This window comes from Candidatus Margulisiibacteriota bacterium (assembly GCA_003242895.1).
Taxonomy (GTDB): Bacteria; Margulisbacteria; Riflemargulisbacteria; order GWF2-39-127; family GWF2-39-127; genus GWF2-39-127.
In genome coordinates, this window is record QKMY01000024.1 from 47,551 (window position 1) to 67,714 (window position 20,164).

At 40.0% G+C, this 20,164-nt stretch carries 15 protein-coding genes and 1 tRNA gene; 9 read left to right on the forward strand and 7 right to left on the reverse strand.

Annotated features, from left to right (window positions below):
* Positions 1 to 5 precede the first annotated feature (5 nt).
* Positions 6 to 374: a response regulator gene (locus DKM50_03740; GenBank protein PZM82249.1), complete on the reverse strand. Its 369-nt coding sequence runs from the start codon at positions 372 to 374 to the stop codon at positions 6 to 8.
* 264 nt (positions 375 to 638) lie between these two features.
* On the opposite strand from DKM50_03740, the gene DKM50_03745 reads away from it, so the two are divergent.
* The 4 genes from DKM50_03745 to DKM50_03760 all read left to right on the forward strand — a co-directional run bounded on the left by DKM50_03745 (position 639) and on the right by DKM50_03760 (position 6,078).
* Positions 639 to 713: transfer RNA gene (locus tag DKM50_03745), tRNA-Glu, on the forward strand.
* 392 nt (positions 714 to 1,105) lie between these two features.
* On the forward strand, positions 1,106 to 2,824 hold the full coding sequence (locus tag DKM50_03750; protein ID PZM82250.1) for a hypothetical protein: 1,719 nt from the start codon (positions 1,106 to 1,108) through the stop codon (positions 2,822 to 2,824).
* 375 nt (positions 2,825 to 3,199) lie between these two features.
* The gene (locus tag DKM50_03755) at positions 3,200 to 5,098 is read left to right on the forward strand and encodes a cell division protein FtsH (GenBank protein ID PZM82251.1); all 1,899 of its coding nucleotides are present in this window, start codon (positions 3,200 to 3,202) and stop codon (positions 5,096 to 5,098) included.
* Positions 5,099 to 5,172: 74 nt separating this feature from the next.
* Positions 5,173 to 6,078, forward strand: a complete 906-nt coding sequence (locus DKM50_03760) for a drug/metabolite exporter YedA (GenBank protein PZM82252.1) — start codon at positions 5,173 to 5,175, stop codon at positions 6,076 to 6,078.
* Between the two features lie 61 nt (positions 6,079 to 6,139).
* Here the strand turns inward: DKM50_03760 and DKM50_03765 are convergent, their stop codons facing one another.
* The 3 genes from DKM50_03765 to DKM50_03775 all read right to left on the reverse strand — a co-directional run bounded on the left by DKM50_03765 (position 6,140) and on the right by DKM50_03775 (position 10,588).
* Complete coding sequence (locus DKM50_03765; GenBank protein PZM82253.1) at positions 6,140 to 7,189, reverse strand: hypothetical protein; 1,050 nt, start codon at positions 7,187 to 7,189, stop codon at positions 6,140 to 6,142.
* Between the two features lie 101 nt (positions 7,190 to 7,290).
* Positions 7,291 to 8,370, reverse strand: a complete 1,080-nt coding sequence (locus DKM50_03770; GenBank protein ID PZM82254.1) for a permease — start codon at positions 8,368 to 8,370, stop codon at positions 7,291 to 7,293.
* Complete coding sequence (locus DKM50_03775) at positions 8,354 to 10,588, reverse strand: penicillin-binding protein (protein PZM82255.1); 2,235 nt, start codon at positions 10,586 to 10,588, stop codon at positions 8,354 to 8,356. Before DKM50_03775 ends, DKM50_03770 begins: the two co-directional genes overlap by 17 nt.
* Positions 10,589 to 10,947: 359 nt before the next feature.
* Here DKM50_03775 and DKM50_03780 point away from each other — a divergent pair, with 359 nt between their 5' ends.
* Genes DKM50_03780 through DKM50_03790 form a run of 3 tightly spaced genes read left to right on the forward strand, consistent with a single transcriptional unit; the run spans position 10,948 to position 14,666 of the window.
* Positions 10,948 to 11,652: a hypothetical protein gene (locus DKM50_03780; GenBank protein ID PZM82256.1), complete on the forward strand. Its 705-nt coding sequence runs from the start codon at positions 10,948 to 10,950 to the stop codon at positions 11,650 to 11,652.
* Between the two features lie 57 nt (positions 11,653 to 11,709).
* On the forward strand, positions 11,710 to 13,134 hold the full coding sequence (locus DKM50_03785) for a hypothetical protein (protein PZM82257.1): 1,425 nt from the start codon (positions 11,710 to 11,712) through the stop codon (positions 13,132 to 13,134).
* Positions 13,131 to 14,666: a hypothetical protein gene (locus tag DKM50_03790; GenBank protein ID PZM82258.1), complete on the forward strand. Its 1,536-nt coding sequence runs from the start codon at positions 13,131 to 13,133 to the stop codon at positions 14,664 to 14,666. Before DKM50_03785 ends, DKM50_03790 begins: the two co-directional genes overlap by 4 nt.
* 1 nt (position 14,667) lies before the next feature.
* Here the strand turns inward: DKM50_03790 and DKM50_03795 are convergent, their stop codons facing one another.
* Positions 14,668 to 15,237: a flavin reductase family protein gene (locus DKM50_03795; GenBank protein ID PZM82259.1), complete on the reverse strand. Its 570-nt coding sequence runs from the start codon at positions 15,235 to 15,237 to the stop codon at positions 14,668 to 14,670.
* Positions 15,238 to 15,487: 250 nt separating this feature from the next.
* Between DKM50_03795 and DKM50_03800 the strand changes: the two genes are divergently transcribed.
* The gene (locus tag DKM50_03800) at positions 15,488 to 16,861 is read left to right on the forward strand and encodes a hypothetical protein (protein ID PZM82260.1); all 1,374 of its coding nucleotides are present in this window, start codon (positions 15,488 to 15,490) and stop codon (positions 16,859 to 16,861) included.
* Here the strand turns inward: DKM50_03800 and DKM50_03805 are convergent.
* The gene (locus DKM50_03805; GenBank protein PZM82261.1) at positions 16,839 to 18,269 is read right to left on the reverse strand and encodes a hypothetical protein; all 1,431 of its coding nucleotides are present in this window, start codon (positions 18,267 to 18,269) and stop codon (positions 16,839 to 16,841) included. The two genes, DKM50_03800 and DKM50_03805, sit on opposite strands and share 23 nt — an antisense overlap.
* Positions 18,270 to 18,515: 246 nt before the next feature.
* Between DKM50_03805 and DKM50_03810 the strand changes: the two genes are divergently transcribed.
* Positions 18,516 to 18,725: a hypothetical protein gene (locus tag DKM50_03810; protein ID PZM82262.1), complete on the forward strand. Its 210-nt coding sequence runs from the start codon at positions 18,516 to 18,518 to the stop codon at positions 18,723 to 18,725.
* Here the strand turns inward: DKM50_03810 and DKM50_03815 are convergent.
* Complete coding sequence (locus tag DKM50_03815) at positions 18,714 to 20,057, reverse strand: hypothetical protein (protein PZM82263.1); 1,344 nt, start codon at positions 20,055 to 20,057, stop codon at positions 18,714 to 18,716. The genes DKM50_03810 and DKM50_03815 overlap by 12 nt on opposite strands.
* Positions 20,058 to 20,164: the final 107 nt, after the last annotated feature.

The window sequence follows — 20,164 nt, forward strand, 5'->3', positions numbered from 1 at the left end:
TGGAATTATTTGTTTTTGAGCTGGTAATTAATTTTTTCTATTAATTGTTCACGTTTGAATGGTTTAATTATAAAGTCATTAACGCCGCTTTTGATTGCTTTAACAATTTCTTCTTTCTGTCGTATAGAGGTCACCATGATTATTGGAATGTTTTTTGTGGCATCGTTGCTTTTTAGGTAATCTGTAGCCTGGACACCATCGATATCCGGCATAATGAAATCCATAATTATAAGGTCAGGTTTTCCTTCAAATGCCATGGTAATCCCATCTTCACCTGTCGAAGCAAAGGTTAATCTATGATTTTCGTTTGCAAGAACAAGCGAAAACTTTTTTCTTTCAAGATTGCTGTCATCAACGATTAGTATATGTGCCATAAATCCTCACGCTGTTTTTATTCCACATCTACAATTATACTTGATTTTACATGCATAGTGTAGCTTTTTATAAGGAATTATTGAATCGAGATTAGAATTACACAAACAATTTAGTTTTCAGGGATGAACAATTAGTAATGTCTAATATCCTATGTGTTTAGTTGACTTTTTAGGGATTGTGTCGCAGAGATAGACAGAAATAACTATCCATGAAAATAATGATGTTGAAAAAAGTAATAAAATACAGTAATATTAATTTGTTGTGGCCCCATCGTCTAGCGGTTAGGACACCAGCCTCTCACGTTGGTGACGAGGGTTCGATTCCCTCTGGGGCTACCACTCGAGAATCACCAGTTTTGAGCATCTCAAAAACTTCATAAATACGCGATAATTTGACGGTTCGAAAGGTTCATTTTTCATTCTGAGAATTTCCTTGCATAGATCATAATTTTGTGCCGGCGACTACATCAAGCATCTTATCACTGGTCTTCAAATCTCTTTTGACGGGTGTATTTTCCCTTCGTTATGGATTCGCTAGGTTGCTGATATTCTTGGGATCAAACTTGTCTGCCGTCAGCGATCCTTTCTTGCTGGGAATTGAAATCATTCTGCTTTTTCCGGGTTGGATTTTTGCTGGTTTTTTAAGTAATATTTTTTTTTATTATAAAAAAATGCTATTATAAAAATTAAATTCCAATAAAATCTCGATTTAGTGTAGGAGGTTACAATTAATGCCACTAATGCAAATGAATTTCCGAAATAAGCTGATTATTACTGTTATTCCGTTAGTATTAATTGCAATACTTGTAACAACAACTATAACCTATGCTGTAGTTTCAAAAGTCATGATAACTCAGGAACAAGACAAACTGAAAAAATTGACTGATAAAGTCCATGCTGACATGGATGATTGGCTAGGAGAAAAATTAAGACAAGTATCTATTTATTCTGAAATTGAGGTATTGAAAGCGGCAGGGCAGGGCTTGCAGACTGATGCAGCAAATGCTTTCCTGAAAAGAGTACAGGAATATTCACCCTATTACGAGAACATTTTTGTTGCTGACAAAGAAGGCAGGATTTTGGCAGACTCAATTGACGGCAAGTCAGTGGGAGTGGAATTTCAGAAAATTCCTGATTATGCAACAAATGCCGTTAAAGCAAAGCAAGGAGAATCCTGGATTAGTGACGTAGCCGTCTCTCCGGCAACAGGAAAGCATGTAGTTCTTATCACCGCGCCTATCAATAATAATGGCACGTTGGTGGGTATTGTTGGTACTCCGGTTGATTTCGCTTATCTTGCTTATCACATCACTAACACAAGTCTCGGAAAAACAGGATCAATGGTGCTTGTAAATAGCAAAGGAATGACCCTGGCTCACAAAAACAAAGATTATGTTTTCAAATTAGATATTAGTCAGCAGGATTTTGGAAAAAAAATGCTGGCACAGAAAAATGGGTTCATATCGTATATGTTCCCAGGTGTCGTGAAAAAAGAAGCATATTTAAAAAGCGATGATAAAAGAGGATGGATATTGCTCGCGGTGATAGAGAAAGCCGAGTTAATAGGACCGCTGAAGAGAATTAAGTATTTATCATTAACAATAGGAATTGTTATTGTCATATTAATATCGATAATTATTTGGTTTGTTACCTCCTCTCTGGTAAAAGCAGTAATAGCTGCTACTGACAATTTAAAAGATAGCAGTGACCAGATCAATTCTGCTGTCTCACAGGTAGCGGCTTCCAGTCAGCAGGTTGCCAGTGGAGCGAGTGACCAGGCATCAACCCTTGAAGAGACTTCTGCAGCGCTGGAAGAAATCTCTTCCATGGTCTCTAAGAATACCAGCAGTATCAGACAGATCAATAATGAGATGCATGAAACTAAAAACCGTGTTGAAAAAGGAAAAACGGCCATAAACAGTGTTAATCAATCAATTACCGAAATAAAAGTTGCATCAAATGAAACGGCCAAGATTATCAAGACAATAGATGAGATAGCATTTCAGACTAACTTACTGGCACTGAATGCAGCAGTTGAAGCTGCTCGTGCAGGGGAAGCCGGGAAGGGGTTTGCTGTGGTTGCCGAAGAGGTTCGTAACCTGGCTCACCGCAGTGCAGAAGCAGCTAAGAATACAGCAAGCCTGATAGAGGAAGCACAGAAGTCAGCAGAAAAAGGTGTAAGTGTATCTTCGATTGCCTCAGGAACTATGGAAGCAATTATCGAGAGCGCTGAGAAAGTAGCGGTGCTTGTACAGGACGTAGCGACTGCTACCGAAGAACAAATGAAAGGTATCTCTCAGGTTAATAATGCGGTAGCGCAAATGAATACTGTCGTCCAGGCAAATGCCTCTAACTCGGAGGAAGCTGCGTCGGCAAATGAGCAACTATCAGCCCAAGCCAAAGAATTAATTCACATAGTCCATTTATTGATCAAAACTGTGGAAGGATAATTTTGGCACTGCATTGTTAGGTTCCATTGTAGAGGACTTGTAATTCTCAAATCAATTGACTGACTACTTGGACTGGTCCTTCCTGGTTGATAACGTTTTGGGCTGATTTTATGCCAGCATCCGGGGATATTTCCTATTTTACTGATTTCCACTGCAAAGAACTGCTTTTTTCAACATTGTAAATAATAAAATATATATTACTTTGAGTGTAGCTGTCAGGTTCCGGTTATAGATTCATAAAGGGCTTGAGTTTCGTCTGGATTTTTGATATATCCTGTCCTAGTGTTTTCTTGTGTGTGATTTATTGGAATGGTCAATAATTGTCTATAATGAAGGCTTTTACTGTGATTAACAGATAAATGAAAGAAGATTCAGATGGACAATAAGTACCGGAGAAAACGTCGAGAGGTTGAAGGTACTGATGATGGAGATGCTCCGCAGGGAAGCGGCTGGAGGTATCTCTTTTGGATCAGTCTTATTGCTTTAATCTGGTATTATCTTGGATATGGTATCAATAGCAACCAAGTTAAACTCACGTACAGCGAGTTCCGGGTACAGATTCAACAAAATAATGTCGAAAAAGTAACCTTTTCCGATCATCAGGTTACCGGATCATTTAATAAGCCTTATATCGTTCAAAGCGGCAAAGATAAGGCGTCGTATAAGTTTTTTTCCACTACTATTCCTCCTATTGAAGATCCAACCTTAATGCGAACTATGGAAGACAAAGGCATAGTTGTGACTGCTGAATCAAAAAATAGTTCCTGGTTACTTTATTTGCTGATAAGTTTTCTGCCGCTTATTTTGTTTTTTGGGTATCTTATCTATGCCAGTCAGAAAATGCAGGATCAAATGAAAGGTTCTTTTGGGGACCGGGGAATCTTCGGGTTTGGAAAATCGGGTGCCCGGCGGTACAATAAAACAGATAGTGAAGTTCATTTTAGTGATGTTGCAGGGCTGGAAAATGCTAAAAAAGAGCTTATTGAGATCGTTGATTACCTCAAGGATCCGAAGAAATTTTCTAAGCTAGGCGCTGAAATCCCTAAAGGTATTCTCCTTGTCGGACCGCCAGGATGCGGAAAAACTTTGCTTGCCAAAGCAGTTGCCGGGGAAATCGGTATTCCATTTTTTAGTATTAGCGGTTCTGAGTTTGTGGAAGTATTCGTTGGGGTAGGAGCATCCCGGGTACGCGATATGTTTGATAATGCGAAGAAAGATTCTCCATCGATTATTTTTATTGATGAAATTGATTCCATAGGCCGTGTGCGGGGTAGCGGCATTGGTGGGGGGCATGATGAACGGGAACAGACACTCAACCAGATATTATCAGAAATGGATGGCTTTGCCCCGCATGAAGCAGTGGTGGTGGTTGCAGCAACGAATCGGCCTGATGTCCTTGATCCTGCTTTGACCAGACCCGGACGTTTTGACCGGCAGGTAGTCTTGGACCTTCCGCAAAAGGAAGCTCGAGAAAAAATCTTAAAAATCCATACTAAAAATGTTCCTCTTGCTGATGATGTTAATCTCGAAAATATCGCTGCACGAACTGTGGGTTTTTCCGGAGCTTTTCTTAAGAACCTTGTTAATGAGGCCGCGTTGTGGGCTGGCAGAAATAATAAAAAGAAAGTAGAAGCCCAGGATTTTGATTATGCTATAGATAAGATTCTTTTAGGACTGGAAAATGAAGAAAGAATCCAGGATAGGGAAAAAAAGCTTACTGCCTATCATGAAAGCGGACATGCACTTGCTGCGAAGCTTTTGCCGGAAGCGGACCCCTTACAAAAAGTTACTATCATTCCTCATGGGCAGGCGTTAGGCGCCACGGAGCAGACCCCGGATACGGATCGACATAACTTTAGCCGGGCGTATTTATATGCGGTTATTGCGGTTCAGCTTGGCGGGCGAGCAGCGGAGAAATTGGTTTTTAATGACCTTACGAGCGGTGCTGCTAATGATTTGCGGCAGGCGACTCAACTGGCACGAAAGATGGTCTGCCAGTGGGGGATGAGTGATAAATTAGGGGCCTCAACATTTCGGCAGGGGGAAGAACATGTTTTTCTGGGACGAGAGATGACCCAGCCGAAAGATTTCAGTGAATACACGGCAGAGATCATCGACAAAGAAATAAAAGGCATTCTGGATGACATGGAGAGCCGGGTATTTAATTTGCTCAAAGAGAATCGCGATAAATTGGATTCTATAGCAAATGCCCTTATTGAGCGTGAAACCTTGGATAATAAAGATGTTGACGAAATTCTGAACCGGCTTGGATGAGGTAAATTGGCTCTTCGTGTTATTGTTATCGTGTACTATAATATGCCCAGGTTAGCCTAGAATAGGATTGGAATATGGTTTATCAACCGACAACTAAAGGTAATTTTTTACTGATTCTCATATCGTTGCTTTCCGTCTATATAATCTGGGGATCTACATATCTGGCAATTCGTGTTGCAGTAACGACGATGCCGCCTCTTTGTATGGCAGGGCTCCGGTTTGTTTTTGCCGGTGGAATAATGTATTTTATTCTTCGGCTTTATGGAGATTCTCGGCCGAGTGCGAGTCAGTGGTATGGCTCGGCAATTGTCGGAGCCTTTTTAATGGTGGGAGGGACCGGGTTCGTAGGTTGTGCCGAGAAATGGGTCGGTTCAGGGTTGGCTGCTATTGCTGTGACCTCAGTTCCTTTATGGGCATGTTTTTTTTCCGGCATTTTTGGCAAATGGCCGAATCGATACGAGATTATTGGCTTAGCTATTGGTTTTGTCGGGATCATTATGTTTAACATGGATCGAGAAATACAGGCTAATTTTTTGGGCGCAATACTCTTGTTTGTAGCTCCTCTGTCATGGGCCTTTGGGTCAGTATTAAGCAAAAAAGTACCGTCGCCGGCCGGGCTTATGGCAAGCGCGCTTCAGATGATAACCGGGGGCGTTATTGCTGTTATTCTCGGTATTATTATCGGGGAGCGAATGAGTGTTTTTCCCTCACCTCAATCATTGTTGGCTTTTGTATATTTGATTATCTTTGGTTCTATGATAGCTTTTAGTGCGTATATGTACCTTTTTCGTTATGTCAGACCGGCGCTAGCTACCAGTTATGCTTTTGTGAACCCTATTGTTGCGGTGTTTCTGGGAGTCTTTCTGGCCGGGGAGAGAATTAACAGGGAAGGTATTATTGCGTTGGTTGTGGTACTCATCGGGGTAGTTTTTGTTGTGATTGGCAATAATAAAGAGAAACTCCTGGTTGATAACCCGTAGATCCGCTAAGGATAATGATTTGCCTGAAATCAGTTAATAAGCTACACAATTACATGACGCATTATCCGGCTTTTTTAACCGAATAGGGGGATTCTATTTCCCGCTGGTTTAGGGCTTCGTTAATGGCTATATGCAATTCATCTTCGATAATCCAGATATTATTATAATTATTTATCCAGCATTCGAGTATAAGCTTGAGACAATTTTCCGCAAATTTTCGAAAATATATCTGTGGTAACGGTTCCGGTAACACGCTGCTATTATTGGCAGCCAACATGGTAATGACTTCTTTTACTTTTTTTATATCGCTGCCGTATGCGATATCAATTGCGATATAAATTTTTATCTTAGTATCGGGATATGAGAAGTTAATAACTTTGTTTTTCCCAAGGGACGAATTGGGAATAATCGCCATAGTGTTATCAAGCTTAAGTATTCTTGTAGAGCGTAATCCTATTTCCATGACATCACCGATAAGATCGTTATCATACTGTATCCTGTCACCAACACGAAAGGGCCTGTCAATCAATATAACGAATCCGGAAATCATGTTTGCCAGTGTTTCTTGCGCAGCTAGGCCGATTGCTAGGGAAGCAACCCCAAATGTTGCAATGAGGGATACTACATTGTATCCGAGATAGCTCATTATCGAAATGAGAGAAAGTGCCAGTACGATAACTAGAACTCCCTTCCTTATTAACGGAAGGAATTCTTTGTCAAATCCGGTTGCTGTTTTTGCCGCGATATGACAGGCGTACCATTCCAGTGCGACATCTATAAAAATGTATATAATTTGTGCTATAAGGATAACATTCAAAACGAAAGAAATATTACTAACATAAAGCTTAAACTTTGGGATTTCCCTCAGTGCTGTGTTAAAGAAGGAGATCCTGAGTGCACTGACTGTGACCACCAGCATTCCTGATCTTTTCAGGACTTTTATGATCCTATCTGCTGAGGCGTTTGATCTAAAGTAGAGTATTTTTTTTGTTTTATTTCCTAGATAAGTAATAATAAGCTTACCGGCAATTAGTATAGGAAAGAATAAAAACGTAAATCGTATAACATCGCTTAAGTATTTATAAAGAATCGTTTCAATTAAATAGACCATTCGTTATTCCTTTATTAAAGTAAGTAAGAATCAAGGGATTTGATCTTTGTGGCTAAGGGTAATTTTCTTAAATAAATAACCATTTAGGGAAGAATAGTGATTTATTCTGTTGCCAAGCCGGGCAGATATTTGGTGGCTTTTTTACTAAAGCTGATAACAATGAGGAATATTAGTATGAGTGCAAAAATAATGTTCGTCTGATCAGGGATACTATGGCTATATGTACCGACAATGGCCTGTGGATTTATTTTCAACCACACATATATCATATCTATGAGCATTCCAAAAACGAGAGCACAGATAATTATAGTCGTCAAATAAATACCTGTCAGTTTTTTTCCTAAGAATCGGGTTATCATGGTTATTGTCGTGATATTTGTGGCTGGTCCGGTAAGCAGGAAAACGAGCGCTGCCCCGGGAGAGATTCCTTTGAGAATAAGTGCTGCGGCAATTGGAGTAGAAGATGAGGCGCAAATGTACATTGGAATTCCTATTACGACCATCAATGGCATTGTTATAAGAGGATTCTCGCCGGCAAAAGCAAAAAAACTTTTAGGAATGAGTACAGAGATAATCCCGGCAAGAATAATTCCCAAGATGAGCCACCTGCCCATATCATGTAAAAGATCAAAAAGAATAAAGTGAATCGCTTTTTTTACGAGAAGTTTCAGGTTTCGGGTATGGTGTGTCGGATGCTCGGTATGGTCTGAACAGCAAGCTCCTTCGCAGCTGCTGGTTTCCGGTGCTAGCTGTGCTTTTTCTGGAATCAGGTTGCTCAATATGCCTGCGGTTATTGCGGTAATAAAGGCGATAACCGGGCGGGCGATGGTAAGTATGGGATCTAACAACGCGTAGCTGATAAGCATTGAATCTATGCCTGATTCCGGTGTAGAAATTAAAAACGCACTGGTTGCCCCTTTAGTTGCCCCTCGTTTTCTTAACGAGATAGCCATAGGAATTACCCCGCAAGAACACAGCGGAAGTGGAACGCCTATTAGGGCAGCTAAAAATACCGATTTGATTTTTGATTTTCCTAAATGAGTAAGAATAAATTGTTTGGAAATAAATAGATGAAGGATGCCAGAGAGAGCGATCCCTAATAAGACAAAGGGAGCAGATTCCATGAAGATGTTCCAGGTTTCGGTCGCTATCGTAGTTAGTAAGTTAGTCATTGGGCCCATTTCCCCTATGTTCATTAAAATAATCGTTATTTCTTTGAAATGTTGAGGAATTAATAGGAGCGGTTGCGTTTTGGTTGTCTTCCTCGTTATTAATCTCAACGGGAGCATCTTCTAACTGGTTAGTAGCGTTAATTTCCTGTTGTTCTTTGGGGCTTAAAGGCACATTTTGTTTCTCAGCTTCAGGCTTGTGGAGAGTGCATTCTTTTGTCGGCATAAACTCTTTGACGAAATATTTTTCTTTAACCGATTCGGATGGACAATACTCTGCGGCAAGTTCTCCGGATAATTCACATATGTTAACTTTTTTTGCAGATTCAGCGAGTGGGAAATTCTTTACAGGAACTGTGCTGAGGGCTTTTTCCATGAAGCTTTTCCACATTTTTGCCGGATACGACCCTCCCGTGACCCTATTCATCCGGGAGTTATTATCATTACCTACCCAGGTAGCTACGACAAGCTGAGGAACGAAGCCCATAAACCAGGCATCGCGGTAATCAGACGTTGTTCCGGTTTTTCCAGCGACCGGACGATCAACCAGCCGGGCAGCTTTGGCGGTTCCATTCTCAACCACGTTCTGCATCATATCAACAAGCTGGTTTACCGCTTCTTTGCTGAATTCCTGATGACGCCTGACTCGATTTACTTGAATGTTGATATGGTCATGGTATTGAACCTTTGTAATCGAAATAGGGTCGGTTTTTATCCCTTGAGCAGCAAATACGCAATACGCAGATGTCAATTCGAGCATCGTCAGTTCGTTTGCTCCAAGGGTTAGAGGCAAGTAGGGCTGAAGCGGGCTTTTTATCCCTAATCTTCGTGCGGTATCGATCACTGCCTGCGGGCCTACTTTATAACAGAGCTTTACTGCCGGGATGTTTTGAGAAAGCTCGAGTGCCTTTTTTAGGCTTATGCTGCCTTTATAGTCGTGATTATAGTTTTGTGGGACATACGAACCATAGGAAACCGGAGCATCGACGATAATTGAATCAGGAGTCATTCCCCTTTCGAGTGCCGTCAGATAAGTAATCGGCTTAAATGCCGAGCCTGGCTGGCGATAGGAGTGGACAGCCTTGTTGAATTGGCTTTTTGTGAAGTCATATCCGCCTACCATAGCTACGATATGTCCGGTTTCAGGGTCCATAACCAACATCGCTGCCTGATCGAAACCGGCTTTTCCTTCTTTTCCTGCTAGCACGGTTTCTTCAACAACGCGTTCAGCGATACGTTGTAACCTGTAGTCGAGTGTTGTATAGACCTTCATCCCTGTGACGTAGACTGATGCCTCGCCGTAATCTTTGATGAGTTGTTCAATAATATAGGATACAAAATAGGGTGCTTTATAAGCACTGTTTGTATAGCCTTTTAATATTATAGGTTGCTTCAATGCCTCGTCATATTCTCTTTTGCTAATATATCCTAGCTGCAACATTCTTACCAGAACTATTTTTTCCCGCAAAATGGCTTGGTCATAGTTTTTGTACGGGGAATATATCTCCGGTCCTCTAAGAATTCCTACTAATAGTGCACTTTCTGCAAGGGTAAGCGTCTGTGAGCTTTTACCGTAATACAGCTGTGATGCAGATTCTATTCCATAAGCATTATGGCCCCAGTATACCTCGTTGAGATACATTTCCAGGATTTCTTCTTTTGAGTGGTATCTTTCAATTTTTGTTGAGAGCATGACCTCGGCAATTTTTCGTTTTATACTTTTTTCTTTGTAGAGAAAAACATTTTTAACGAGTTGCTGCGTTAAGGTGCTTGCTCCCTGTGACGGACTCCTATCTTTTATGTCGATAGCAATGGCACGGAATATCCCTATCCAATCTACGCCATGATGTTTATAAAACCTTTTATCTTCTACTGCCACTATAGCTTTTTTGATATTATCGGAAATTTTTGAGAGCGGAACAAGTGTTCTGTTTTCTTCACGGTGAAGTTTTGCCAGGACAACACCGTCTTTTGAAATGATCTGGGTGGCTTCGTTTGGGATATAAACATTCATTTTGCTGTCGATATCAGGTAAGTCCTGGTATATTTTGTAGGCATAAACGCTGATTGCCACTGCTACCAAAAAAACCAAAACGAATAATGCCAGAACAATCTTTTGAAGTATTTTTTGGATTTTTTCGTAAAACTGCCGCTTTTCCTGATGGATTGCACCATACGATTTCTTTTTTTTCTTTAAACCCTTAATGCCCCGCATTTTTTCAAAAACCAATGTTTTACACCTTTACTGAGAAAGTTTATGCAAAATAATCCATGGAAATTACTTCAAGATTTAAATACATTATATTACATTGTATAGTCTTCGGTAAATTTTAATTTTTTATTTTGGCAACAGTAATTTGTTGTAGGTGCGCAATAATTTCTTTTGAGTGAAGAATTAATGATTATGGGGGGAAAAGTAATGTCCTGGTTTTATGATTAACCATGACTACGATGAAATTAACCCATCTTCGTTGATTTTATTGTTACTGTTTAGGAAAAACGTGTATTTTACATAGAAGGTTTTTGTAATACAATAACCACTAAGCAATTGATTGTTGTAAATGCATTAAAAAAATAGGAGGGAATTATATGGATAGAAAAACATTTTTTATTATTGCATTTGTATTGATGCTGGTAATGGCGAGTTTAGGGTATAGTGAAACCCGTACGTATCAAAAAGTAACAAGAAAAGCTGTTGAAGTCGTTCCAAAACAAGGAACAGCCATTCGTCCGGCACCAGAGATAAAGGATTTGGATACGGAAGCAGCTCCAGCGAAGCCGCCGGTTCAGGAAGCTGCAAAACCGGCATCGCCTACAACCGAAGAGCAAATTGGGCAACAACAGCCGGCTGCTACGGCCCTGTCGACGAAGGTGCCTGTGTTTCAGGTTGATGTTCGATTAGGATCTATTGCTCCTGGATTCGGGGTTATTAGCGACGCCTCCTTTCTCCCAATTGCTATTTCAAACACAGCCTACCTGACAACGCGGGCCGGACTAGGCTTTGCGTTAGATAACGATGACAGCGCTCTGGTTCTCTATGTGAATGAACTTCTTAATTTTAAAATGGAAAATTCGCCTTTCACATTTTATACGGGAGCAGGAATTAATTCTCCGCTTAAATCTGATAGCAAATTAGGGTATAATTTAGTATTAGGTGCAGAATACCCAACGAAGCTTTCTGAGGGCTTCCGGAATGAAGCACTTTTTCTTGAGACCGGGATCAATAATTTTGCTGTTGGAGATAATAATAAAAATGTTTTTAATATCCTGCTTGGATATAAATTCACATTTTAAGTTTTGGTGCCGATCAAGGGGGGAAGTATCCGTTACAACCCCTCTTGCATATTACCTATGAAAACAATCAAATATTTGATCTTATCATTTTTTTTTACAACTACCTGTTTTTCTTCAGACTTTCTAACTCTTATTAATGAAATGAACTTTCCTAATATTTCTCAGGAAATACTAGGGCATCCGTATGATAGTCATGGGTGTTTTCACTTTTACCCTGCGGATATCTATATTCTTTACAGCATTGTTCCTGATCTTGCGGAACTTCAAGTCAAGGACTATACTTCAACTCCTGACGTTGCTGTTTCTGAGCTTCCCTGGGCGATCGAGGTAATAAAAAAGACTGCGGATATTAAATATTACAAAGAACTTCTGAATAATCCGTCGAACGCTTCTGTTGTTGCTTATCCGGGGAGCGAAGTATGGATTATCTATAATAAAAAAGTTCCTTTATTTAGAATGAAGGCACTCCCTGGTCCATCAAAAGCGTATTATCTTTCATATACAAATCCTACATCATCCGAGTATACCTTTGATCCTTCCCTCTCAGAAGCAACTACCCCAGGTAAATACTATATTTTTGGCAGAAGTGATGACTTCTTTACGACGAGCTATAGATATACGACTATTGTCCCCATGTGGGCAAAAATTCAGAAAACAAGTGGAGGTTATGTCTATTATCGCAAAAACAAGGCTTATCCCGTTCCGGAAATCATTAGAATTGATCTCGAAAAAAATTATGCCGGTCGGTTAATCTATAATTATTTCGATATCAAAAGGGATGCTTCCGGAAAAATAGTAGAAGCAATGTGGGGGAGTCATGATTTTGGAAAGTATACTATATTCTGGAGCAGAGACAAAAGAAATGTCTCTAATGAGATGGGATATGCTACCGGAGAAGTATCATTTGAGCAGAAACAGTTTATCATGGATTTGGCCACGGCTCTTAGTGTTCCCAGCAGTAATAAATTAGAAAGTTTTCTTAATAATTTTTCAGGATATCATGAGTATATTAATTTGCTCTATTTTCTGAAAGGCAATGACAGCTTTTATTTGAACAATCCTGTAGTTACAACATATCTTAGATTAATGTATAATCAGAATGTGACGTACAAAGAATGGCAGGGATTACCGCCGTATATTAGAGCAGCCTACAAATTGTACTATTTTCCGAAAGATTATACGTTAGATTCAGAAGAGATTTATTCTTTAAATAAAATCGGTATCAATTCAAAGGATTATCGTAAAATCTATGGTATTGAGCGAGAATTGTATTTGTACAAGATAGCTGCTGACAAATTAATATTAAAATTTGCCTATTTAACAAAAAACTGGGATTACTTTAAGCAGATATATTCGCTAGGACAAACGGAATTTGCAAAGGCTCATATCGATTCATTGAAGACAAAAGAAGATGTTTTTTATAAAATTCTGCTCAAAAGGAATCAATTTGAGCAAATATCTATAAATGATCTGAAACCATGAAAAGAAATGTAATATTTTTAGTATTCATAATTTTGCTTGTATTAGCGACGATATCTTTTGCCGCGAATTTTAATTATGTGGGAAAAGAAGAGTTGTATAGGTACTCAAAACTAAACGATACTTATCCGCCGCTTCAGTACCAACTTATCAGAGAAATTAACGATTTCAAGGTAGCTTCGTATATCAATAATGGTATTGGGAATCTTTATATAAGCCATGGATGTGTGCATATCTCGCCGGCTACGAGCTTCATATTGTATTCGATTTTACCTTTAAACGCTACTGTGTACATAAAAGGATATAACCTTAATCCGCCTGATAATCTCGCCGAGATTGCGGAATTGACGGACCTTGTTAATTCTAACGAAGATATTCAGAACTTGAAATATAAATGTAGTGATCCGACAGGGTTAAAGCTGGTACTCTATCCGCAGAAGGCGGGTATCTTGTTTCTGAATAACAAAGCTTTTGCTAAATTTAATGTGATGTCCGGCCCTGAGTTTTCAAATTATCCTCTACAAGGTAAAGATGAAAAAGGTCTGGTGTTCGACAAGAACTATGCAGAGCCGACACCGGAAGGAATGTTTAGGATCTTTAAGAAGACTGACTATTTCTATGCCTCGCTTTATCCTGATACGTCACTGCTTAAACAAGACTGCCTGATGGTATATAAGGATAACAAATGGAAGTACTGGGATGAAGATAAGCAACTCTGGGCGAGTGTTCCGGTTAATATTGCCGAGGACCTGGCAAGAAAAGACGATAGCTTTACTATGCTTTTTTATGAAATCAAAAGGGATAAAGACAATAATATTATCTCCGCCAGGTGGGGTGGACATCCTTTTGGCAAACATGCCTTGATGCTCATGGATGATAAAAATGTCATTACTTCTATTCTGATACACACTAATGGGCAGCTTTTGCTGGAAGAACAAGAGATGCTTTATTACATCACTGATATGATTATTTCGGATAAAGAAAAAACCTGGGATGAATTTGTTGAGTCTCATCAACCGCTTATTGAAATGAGATATATTAACGATTTCATTCAAAATCCCCAGAATTCTTCGTTTGCCGACAATAAATCGACGGCTTTTTTTAAGTTAGCGAATAATCTTTCGCTGAGTGCAGAAGAAAAACTGTATGTTCCTGATTATTATTATTTATCGCAGAGGGTCACTCGCGCTACAAAATACAAAATGACCTATGCGTTTTCGAGTGCAGACAAGCGGGTGTTGTCCGAATGGCGGATCTCTCAGGATAAAATGATATATCCGAAGTTTTATGGGATCTATTATGATATTTTCAGTTATGACCTGAGTTTTCGGAAATCGGCTTCATGGTATAATTCTTTGCGAATAACGTGGGATTATGTTCAACCTCTAAAACAGGAATTTATGGTTTATTTCGATAAAAACAATATTGAATCACCTATTGATCGGGGAAAGGTTTGTTTTTCTTTGTTATCAAACAGGCTTCGTTTCGGGACTGTCTCAAGCTTATATTTATGGCTGTTTTTAAAAGGTATGTAGGCTACTTTTTCTTTTTTTTGACTGAATAGCCGAATGAGCCAACCTGGTTACCTAAAACATAATATTTTCCGTGAGAATAGCAAATCGGATCCATTGCCCGAAGATTGAGCGCCTCGTTTGTGTTGATTAATATTTTATCGACGTGTACTCCGAGGACTTCTGCGAGGAACATATCGTGAGAGCCTAAAGAGATAATGGTTTTCACTCTGCATTCAATATTAAGCGGGCTTTCCAGGATGAGTGGAGCCGCAACATAGGCAGCTTTTGCCGGCGTCAGCTTGAGATGAGTAAACTTATTGATATCCCTGCCGGACTTAACACCACAAAAATCAGTAGCAAAAGCCAGTTTTTGATTTGTCAGATTGACGACGAACTCTCCATTTTTTTTGATAATATCGTAAGAATAGCGGGACGGGCGAAGAGAAATTGAAAGCATTGGCGGGTCCGTACAGACGGTTCCTGCCCAGGCTATCGTTATAATATTATGCTCTTCATTGCTGGTGCCGCATGATACCATTACTACCGGTAGAGGATACAGCATTGTCCCTGCTTTCCAGAGTTTTTTAGTCATTATAGTGATCCTTTATTTTTTCCATATTATGGCAATATTGCAGCAGAAAAGCAATATAGTCCCTTCGTCGATGCAACCTGCTGCTTTCCGCGAAATTATGTCTTGATGAATTATGTACTATAACATAATATGTTGTTTTGGATGGTGCAATAATTTCAAAACATAAACTATCCATGCAAGAAAAAGAAGAAAAATCAAGATCTATATAGATAAAGATAATACGTGCTCGAAAGAAACAGGAAGGTAGAAAATGATTTTTTCGTCAACAGAATCAATTCAACCAAAGGGTATACTCAATTCTCTTCTTAAACTTAAAACAGCCGTCGTTGAAGGGCCTGAAGCAACGAAAGCTGTGAAAATTAATACTGGGCCATATCTGAATCCGCAATCTTCACCCGAAAGCGCTAATGTAATCAATGCCATGCAAAGTAATATCAATATAGTGAAGGTAGATCCGAAGGAAGTGAGTAAACAGGCAAATAAGGAAATAATGACCTTATTCCAGCGATGTATTTTGATAAATCGGAACAGCAAAGGAATTAGCTATCAAGATGTTATGGAGATGTCCCAATCAGCTCAGAAACAATTTATTTCCAGATTATTTGGAATTACTGATGAAGTAATGCTTACCCAGGCTTTGGACTCTATGAACGAATCTACCTTTTCTAAAAAAGTCAGTGAACTTCAATGGAACTATTATAAACAGTACCATAGCCTTCTTGGCGAAGGGGTTGGGATCCGCAGCATTGTGGATGGCATTATGGGGATCAAAACCTTTACAGCTACTTTTACCGGAGCCGGATTTGAGGATGCTCAGGGTTATTGTGATGCAATCTTCAATTTAACCGGAAGAACCAAAGATCAGCTTCTTCCAAAAGTTGCTGGTGTTAACGCTCCATTATTTGCAGCCGGAGGTTTTTCCTGTGCTCTTTTTGCAGGACTTGATAATAGTAGTTCGTTTGAAATTACGGCTGAGGGTGTCACTTTTGAGCAGTTGGCAAAGCAGATATCGGAGTTTTATAAAGATTTTATCCCAGTATCAGGACAAGACAAAGAAAAACTTATAGCTCAGGCGTTACAATGGTATCATCAGGAGCTTAACGGGAAATCAACCCTGAATAAAGGTGATAAACTGGAATTACTTCCTCAAGAGATCCTTGTGCAATTCGAGGTGCAGGGAAGTAACGGTTATTTTGATCCTGCTGCATTTGCAGGAATGGAACATGTTCCGAGCCTAATGGCTATGGTTCACGGGGCTGGCGCAACGGTTACTTCCGGTTATGGTATGAGGGTCCATCCGACCACTGGCGAGTACAAGCTTCATACGGGTATTGATATTGCGCCTCCGGGGGGTAATCCGACGGTTGGCGCTTTTGGCGGTGGTAAGGTTATTGAAGCTGGTTGGAAGGGGGCTTACGGGAATGCCGTTGTTATACAACACGCGAACGGCACGACAACCTTATACGGACACTTGAGCTCGATACAGGTAAGAGTTGGGGATACGGTTACAACGAATGAGAGCCTTGGCGTTATGGGGAGTACCGGGAGATCAACGGGCACGCATTTGCACTTTGAACTTCGCGATAGTAGTGGACAGTCGGTTAATCCTCAAAACTTCGCATAACAGGTACTTTTATAATAGTGACATCTCCGGATTTTTTTACAATTTTCCCCAGTTCGTTAATAGACCCTTTAAAATGGGTATTCTCCCAAGGACCAATAATCACATATGACAGATTATTGCTGTGCAAAAAACTTTTCCCGGCGTTCGGTGTGGTAGAGAAGAAAGGCTGTGCGGCTTTTTCTTTTTCTTTTAATTTGTATGTTTGATAGATATTTCCCCAATATACCCGATTTCCGGCGAGGGCTGTAAGAAAATAGCAGGTATAAAAATCCCCAAAAAATATTTCTTTGTTTTTTGTGTTTTTATCGATCCACTGAAACGCTCTCATATAATCTGCCGGTATATAATAAGGCGTGGTACGGTTTCTGTTAGCATCCCATATATCCTGGAATAAGAAAGCCAGGTTGTTTCCGGAACTAAGGATAAGGATAGTGGCAATTACCAGGACACCTTTTTTACTGCTCTTGGTAGTTGTTGCCTTTTGATATATGGTTTCTACCGCAAGCGCTGCGAAGATTGCCATTGGGATTTGCCAGCCGAGGACGAGGCGGAAGGCAAACGAAAGAGCGAAAGGTATAGGGATATAGATGATCAATGGGTAGGTGAGGAGCCAGCTCGCCACAAATAAATATCGATTTTTCAATTGAGATCGTGCAATGTAGACGCCTATTGCGGCAAGGATAGCGAGGACTCCGTACACTGCAAAGTAGACCGGGAATATATAGGCTTTGGAACTCAATGTGACGCCCTGTTTTAGGATCAGGTCATGAGTTACTAAATAGCCCATATACAGCACGCTCGGAAGGCTGAATAACAGGAGGAACATATTGTCTCTCACCAGTCCCAGGTTGAGTTTCCGGTGAACGATTGTATCGGCGAGTAAATGTGTCAACACTATTCCAAAAATGATGACAACATCATAGCTGTGAGAGAGAATTAAGATGTTTGCGAGAATGGTGAGGTAATAAAGGTAATATTTAGGTTTTTTTACATAAATATAGGAAAACAAGGTAATCACACCCAGCGCAAATGTATGGAGCGCATTTTCATAGAATTCCAGGAATATCGAATGTTCTGTAAGCCATTCTCCAGGGGCCCAAAGACCACCGGAAAAGCCAATAAGGCAAAGCGCTATGATCCGTTCGCGGGTTGTTGTAAGGTAGGTTTTTATGAAAAGAAAGAATATCATTAAGGAGGCGGTTATTGCACTGATGCGAAGAAAGTGGTACCCAATGATGTTCGGTAAATTTAAGAACTTTATAAGTATACCGCCAAGAAGAAAAAACGGGTTAAGAAAGGGGTAGCCATGTTCCTGTGTGAAGGTATTGTGCAGAAATATCGCACCTTCTTTGATCTGTTGTATCCAACTGATATAAATATACATGTCAGATGAGTGTATTGCCGGCATGCCTGTATATGCAGCTCCCTTGGGTGTCTGTAAGTAGTTGATGAAATAGGGGAGCGTGGTAATTAAGAGGACCACAATAATGATTGATTTGACATAGTTCCATTCAGATTTCATAAGAAGCTTTCATAGTGAACATTGGCGCTTTTCAATAACCTAACATACCTACTTTTATTTTACAGGTATTTTATATTTGTTAAAGAGATTGTAAATCTTGATTATTGAATTCCTAACTTCTACAATAAGAGTATGACTTCAGAAGATCAGAAAAAACTTTGGAAACAAGAGAAGGAACAGATGCTCAGCGATAAAAAAAAAGCTGGACGAGTTGAACTCAAACGCTATGTTTCCCTATCCTTCGGTGGTCCCAAAAAACAGGAACCAGCTTCTGGTTCTCTGAAAAAGAGCCCGGGCAGTTCTGGTAATGATAATATTCTCAGGAAAATGCTAGGAATTTGATTCTTTTGTCTGATTACCGAATTCCCAAATATTTTGATAAGCGGTTTCCAGTGATTGAACGAATTTTATCCGATCAGTTACTATCGAGCCTTCCATCCTGGATCGGAGATTACTTCGTATTTGGCTAAGCTTTACCAGATCACTTGCGAGTGCTTGCGCCTTTGCCCTATACTCCTCAGGTGTAAACGTGCACAGATCGGTAAGCCCTAGATTATTTAATAGAGAATACCCGACTCTTGAGACATGGGTTTTCCCTGTCAAGGTAATTACCGGAATGCCCATCCAGAGTGCTTCACAGGTTGTTGTTGTGCCGTTATAGGGAAATGTGTCTAAGCAAATGTCGATATTATTGTATAATCCTAAATGTTTTTGATGAGAGGCTACTGCACTCAGCAATCGTATTCTTTCAGGTAAAATTCCCTTATTTCTAAACATCGCAACAACATCCTGCTTGCTTTTAGTGTCAGTAAAGTATGTTGATTTGAGGATAAGCTCTGATTTGGGCTGAGCCTGTAGAATTGCCGACCATAATTCCAGCATCTCAGAGGAGATTTTTGCCCTGTCATTGAAAGAACCGAAGGTAATGTTCCCTTTTTCCAGGGCCGGGAGTTGACTGGGCTCAGGGCTGTCTGAAGCCGGACTGTAGCATAAGAAGCTTTGTGGCAGGCGCAGTAGTTGCTCACTATGATATTGATCTGTGGCTCCGACAGGGTCTGCATATGTATCTGTGATGCGATAATCAATGGTTTTTAACCCGGTAGTATTCGGATATCCTAAATAGGTCACCTGGATTGGGGCAGGTTTTCTCGCAAACACCAGCAATCTGTTATTTGCAGTATGTCCAGCCAGATCGACCAGGATATCAATGCGGTCATTTTTAATTTTTTCTGCTAATTGTTGATCTGTCAGACTGCTGGTATCATTCCAGCTGTCTGACAGGCACCGTAAGTGTTCCGTTACCGAATCATAGTGCACGACATCAGAATAACAAATGACTTCGAAAGAGCTTCGATTATGGCCAGCCAGTATGGGCTCTATGAAATAACTGACAGAATGCTTACGAAAATCAGGTGATACGTACCCGATCCGCAAGCGACGATTTTTTGGTGGAGTACCTGATATCGAGAATAATGGTTTTGTGACCTTTGCTGTATGAAGGCTTTCCCATTTTTGATGTTCAATAAAGATAGCGTTTGGATCGAAAGTTCGATAATGCATGGTTAATAATAGGTTGGAGTGCTCTTTCGGAGAATCAGGTTTTACGGCTACTATTTTGCGATAGTAGCGCAGGGCATTTTCTGTTTTTCCAATACTTTTAAACAGATTAGCCATATTGTTTAGCGCTATTATGAATGCAGGACTTATTTCTAGCGCTTTTTGATAATGCTCTATAGCTTTTTCGAATTTTCCTTTGTCTCGATATTCATTCCCTAAATTTG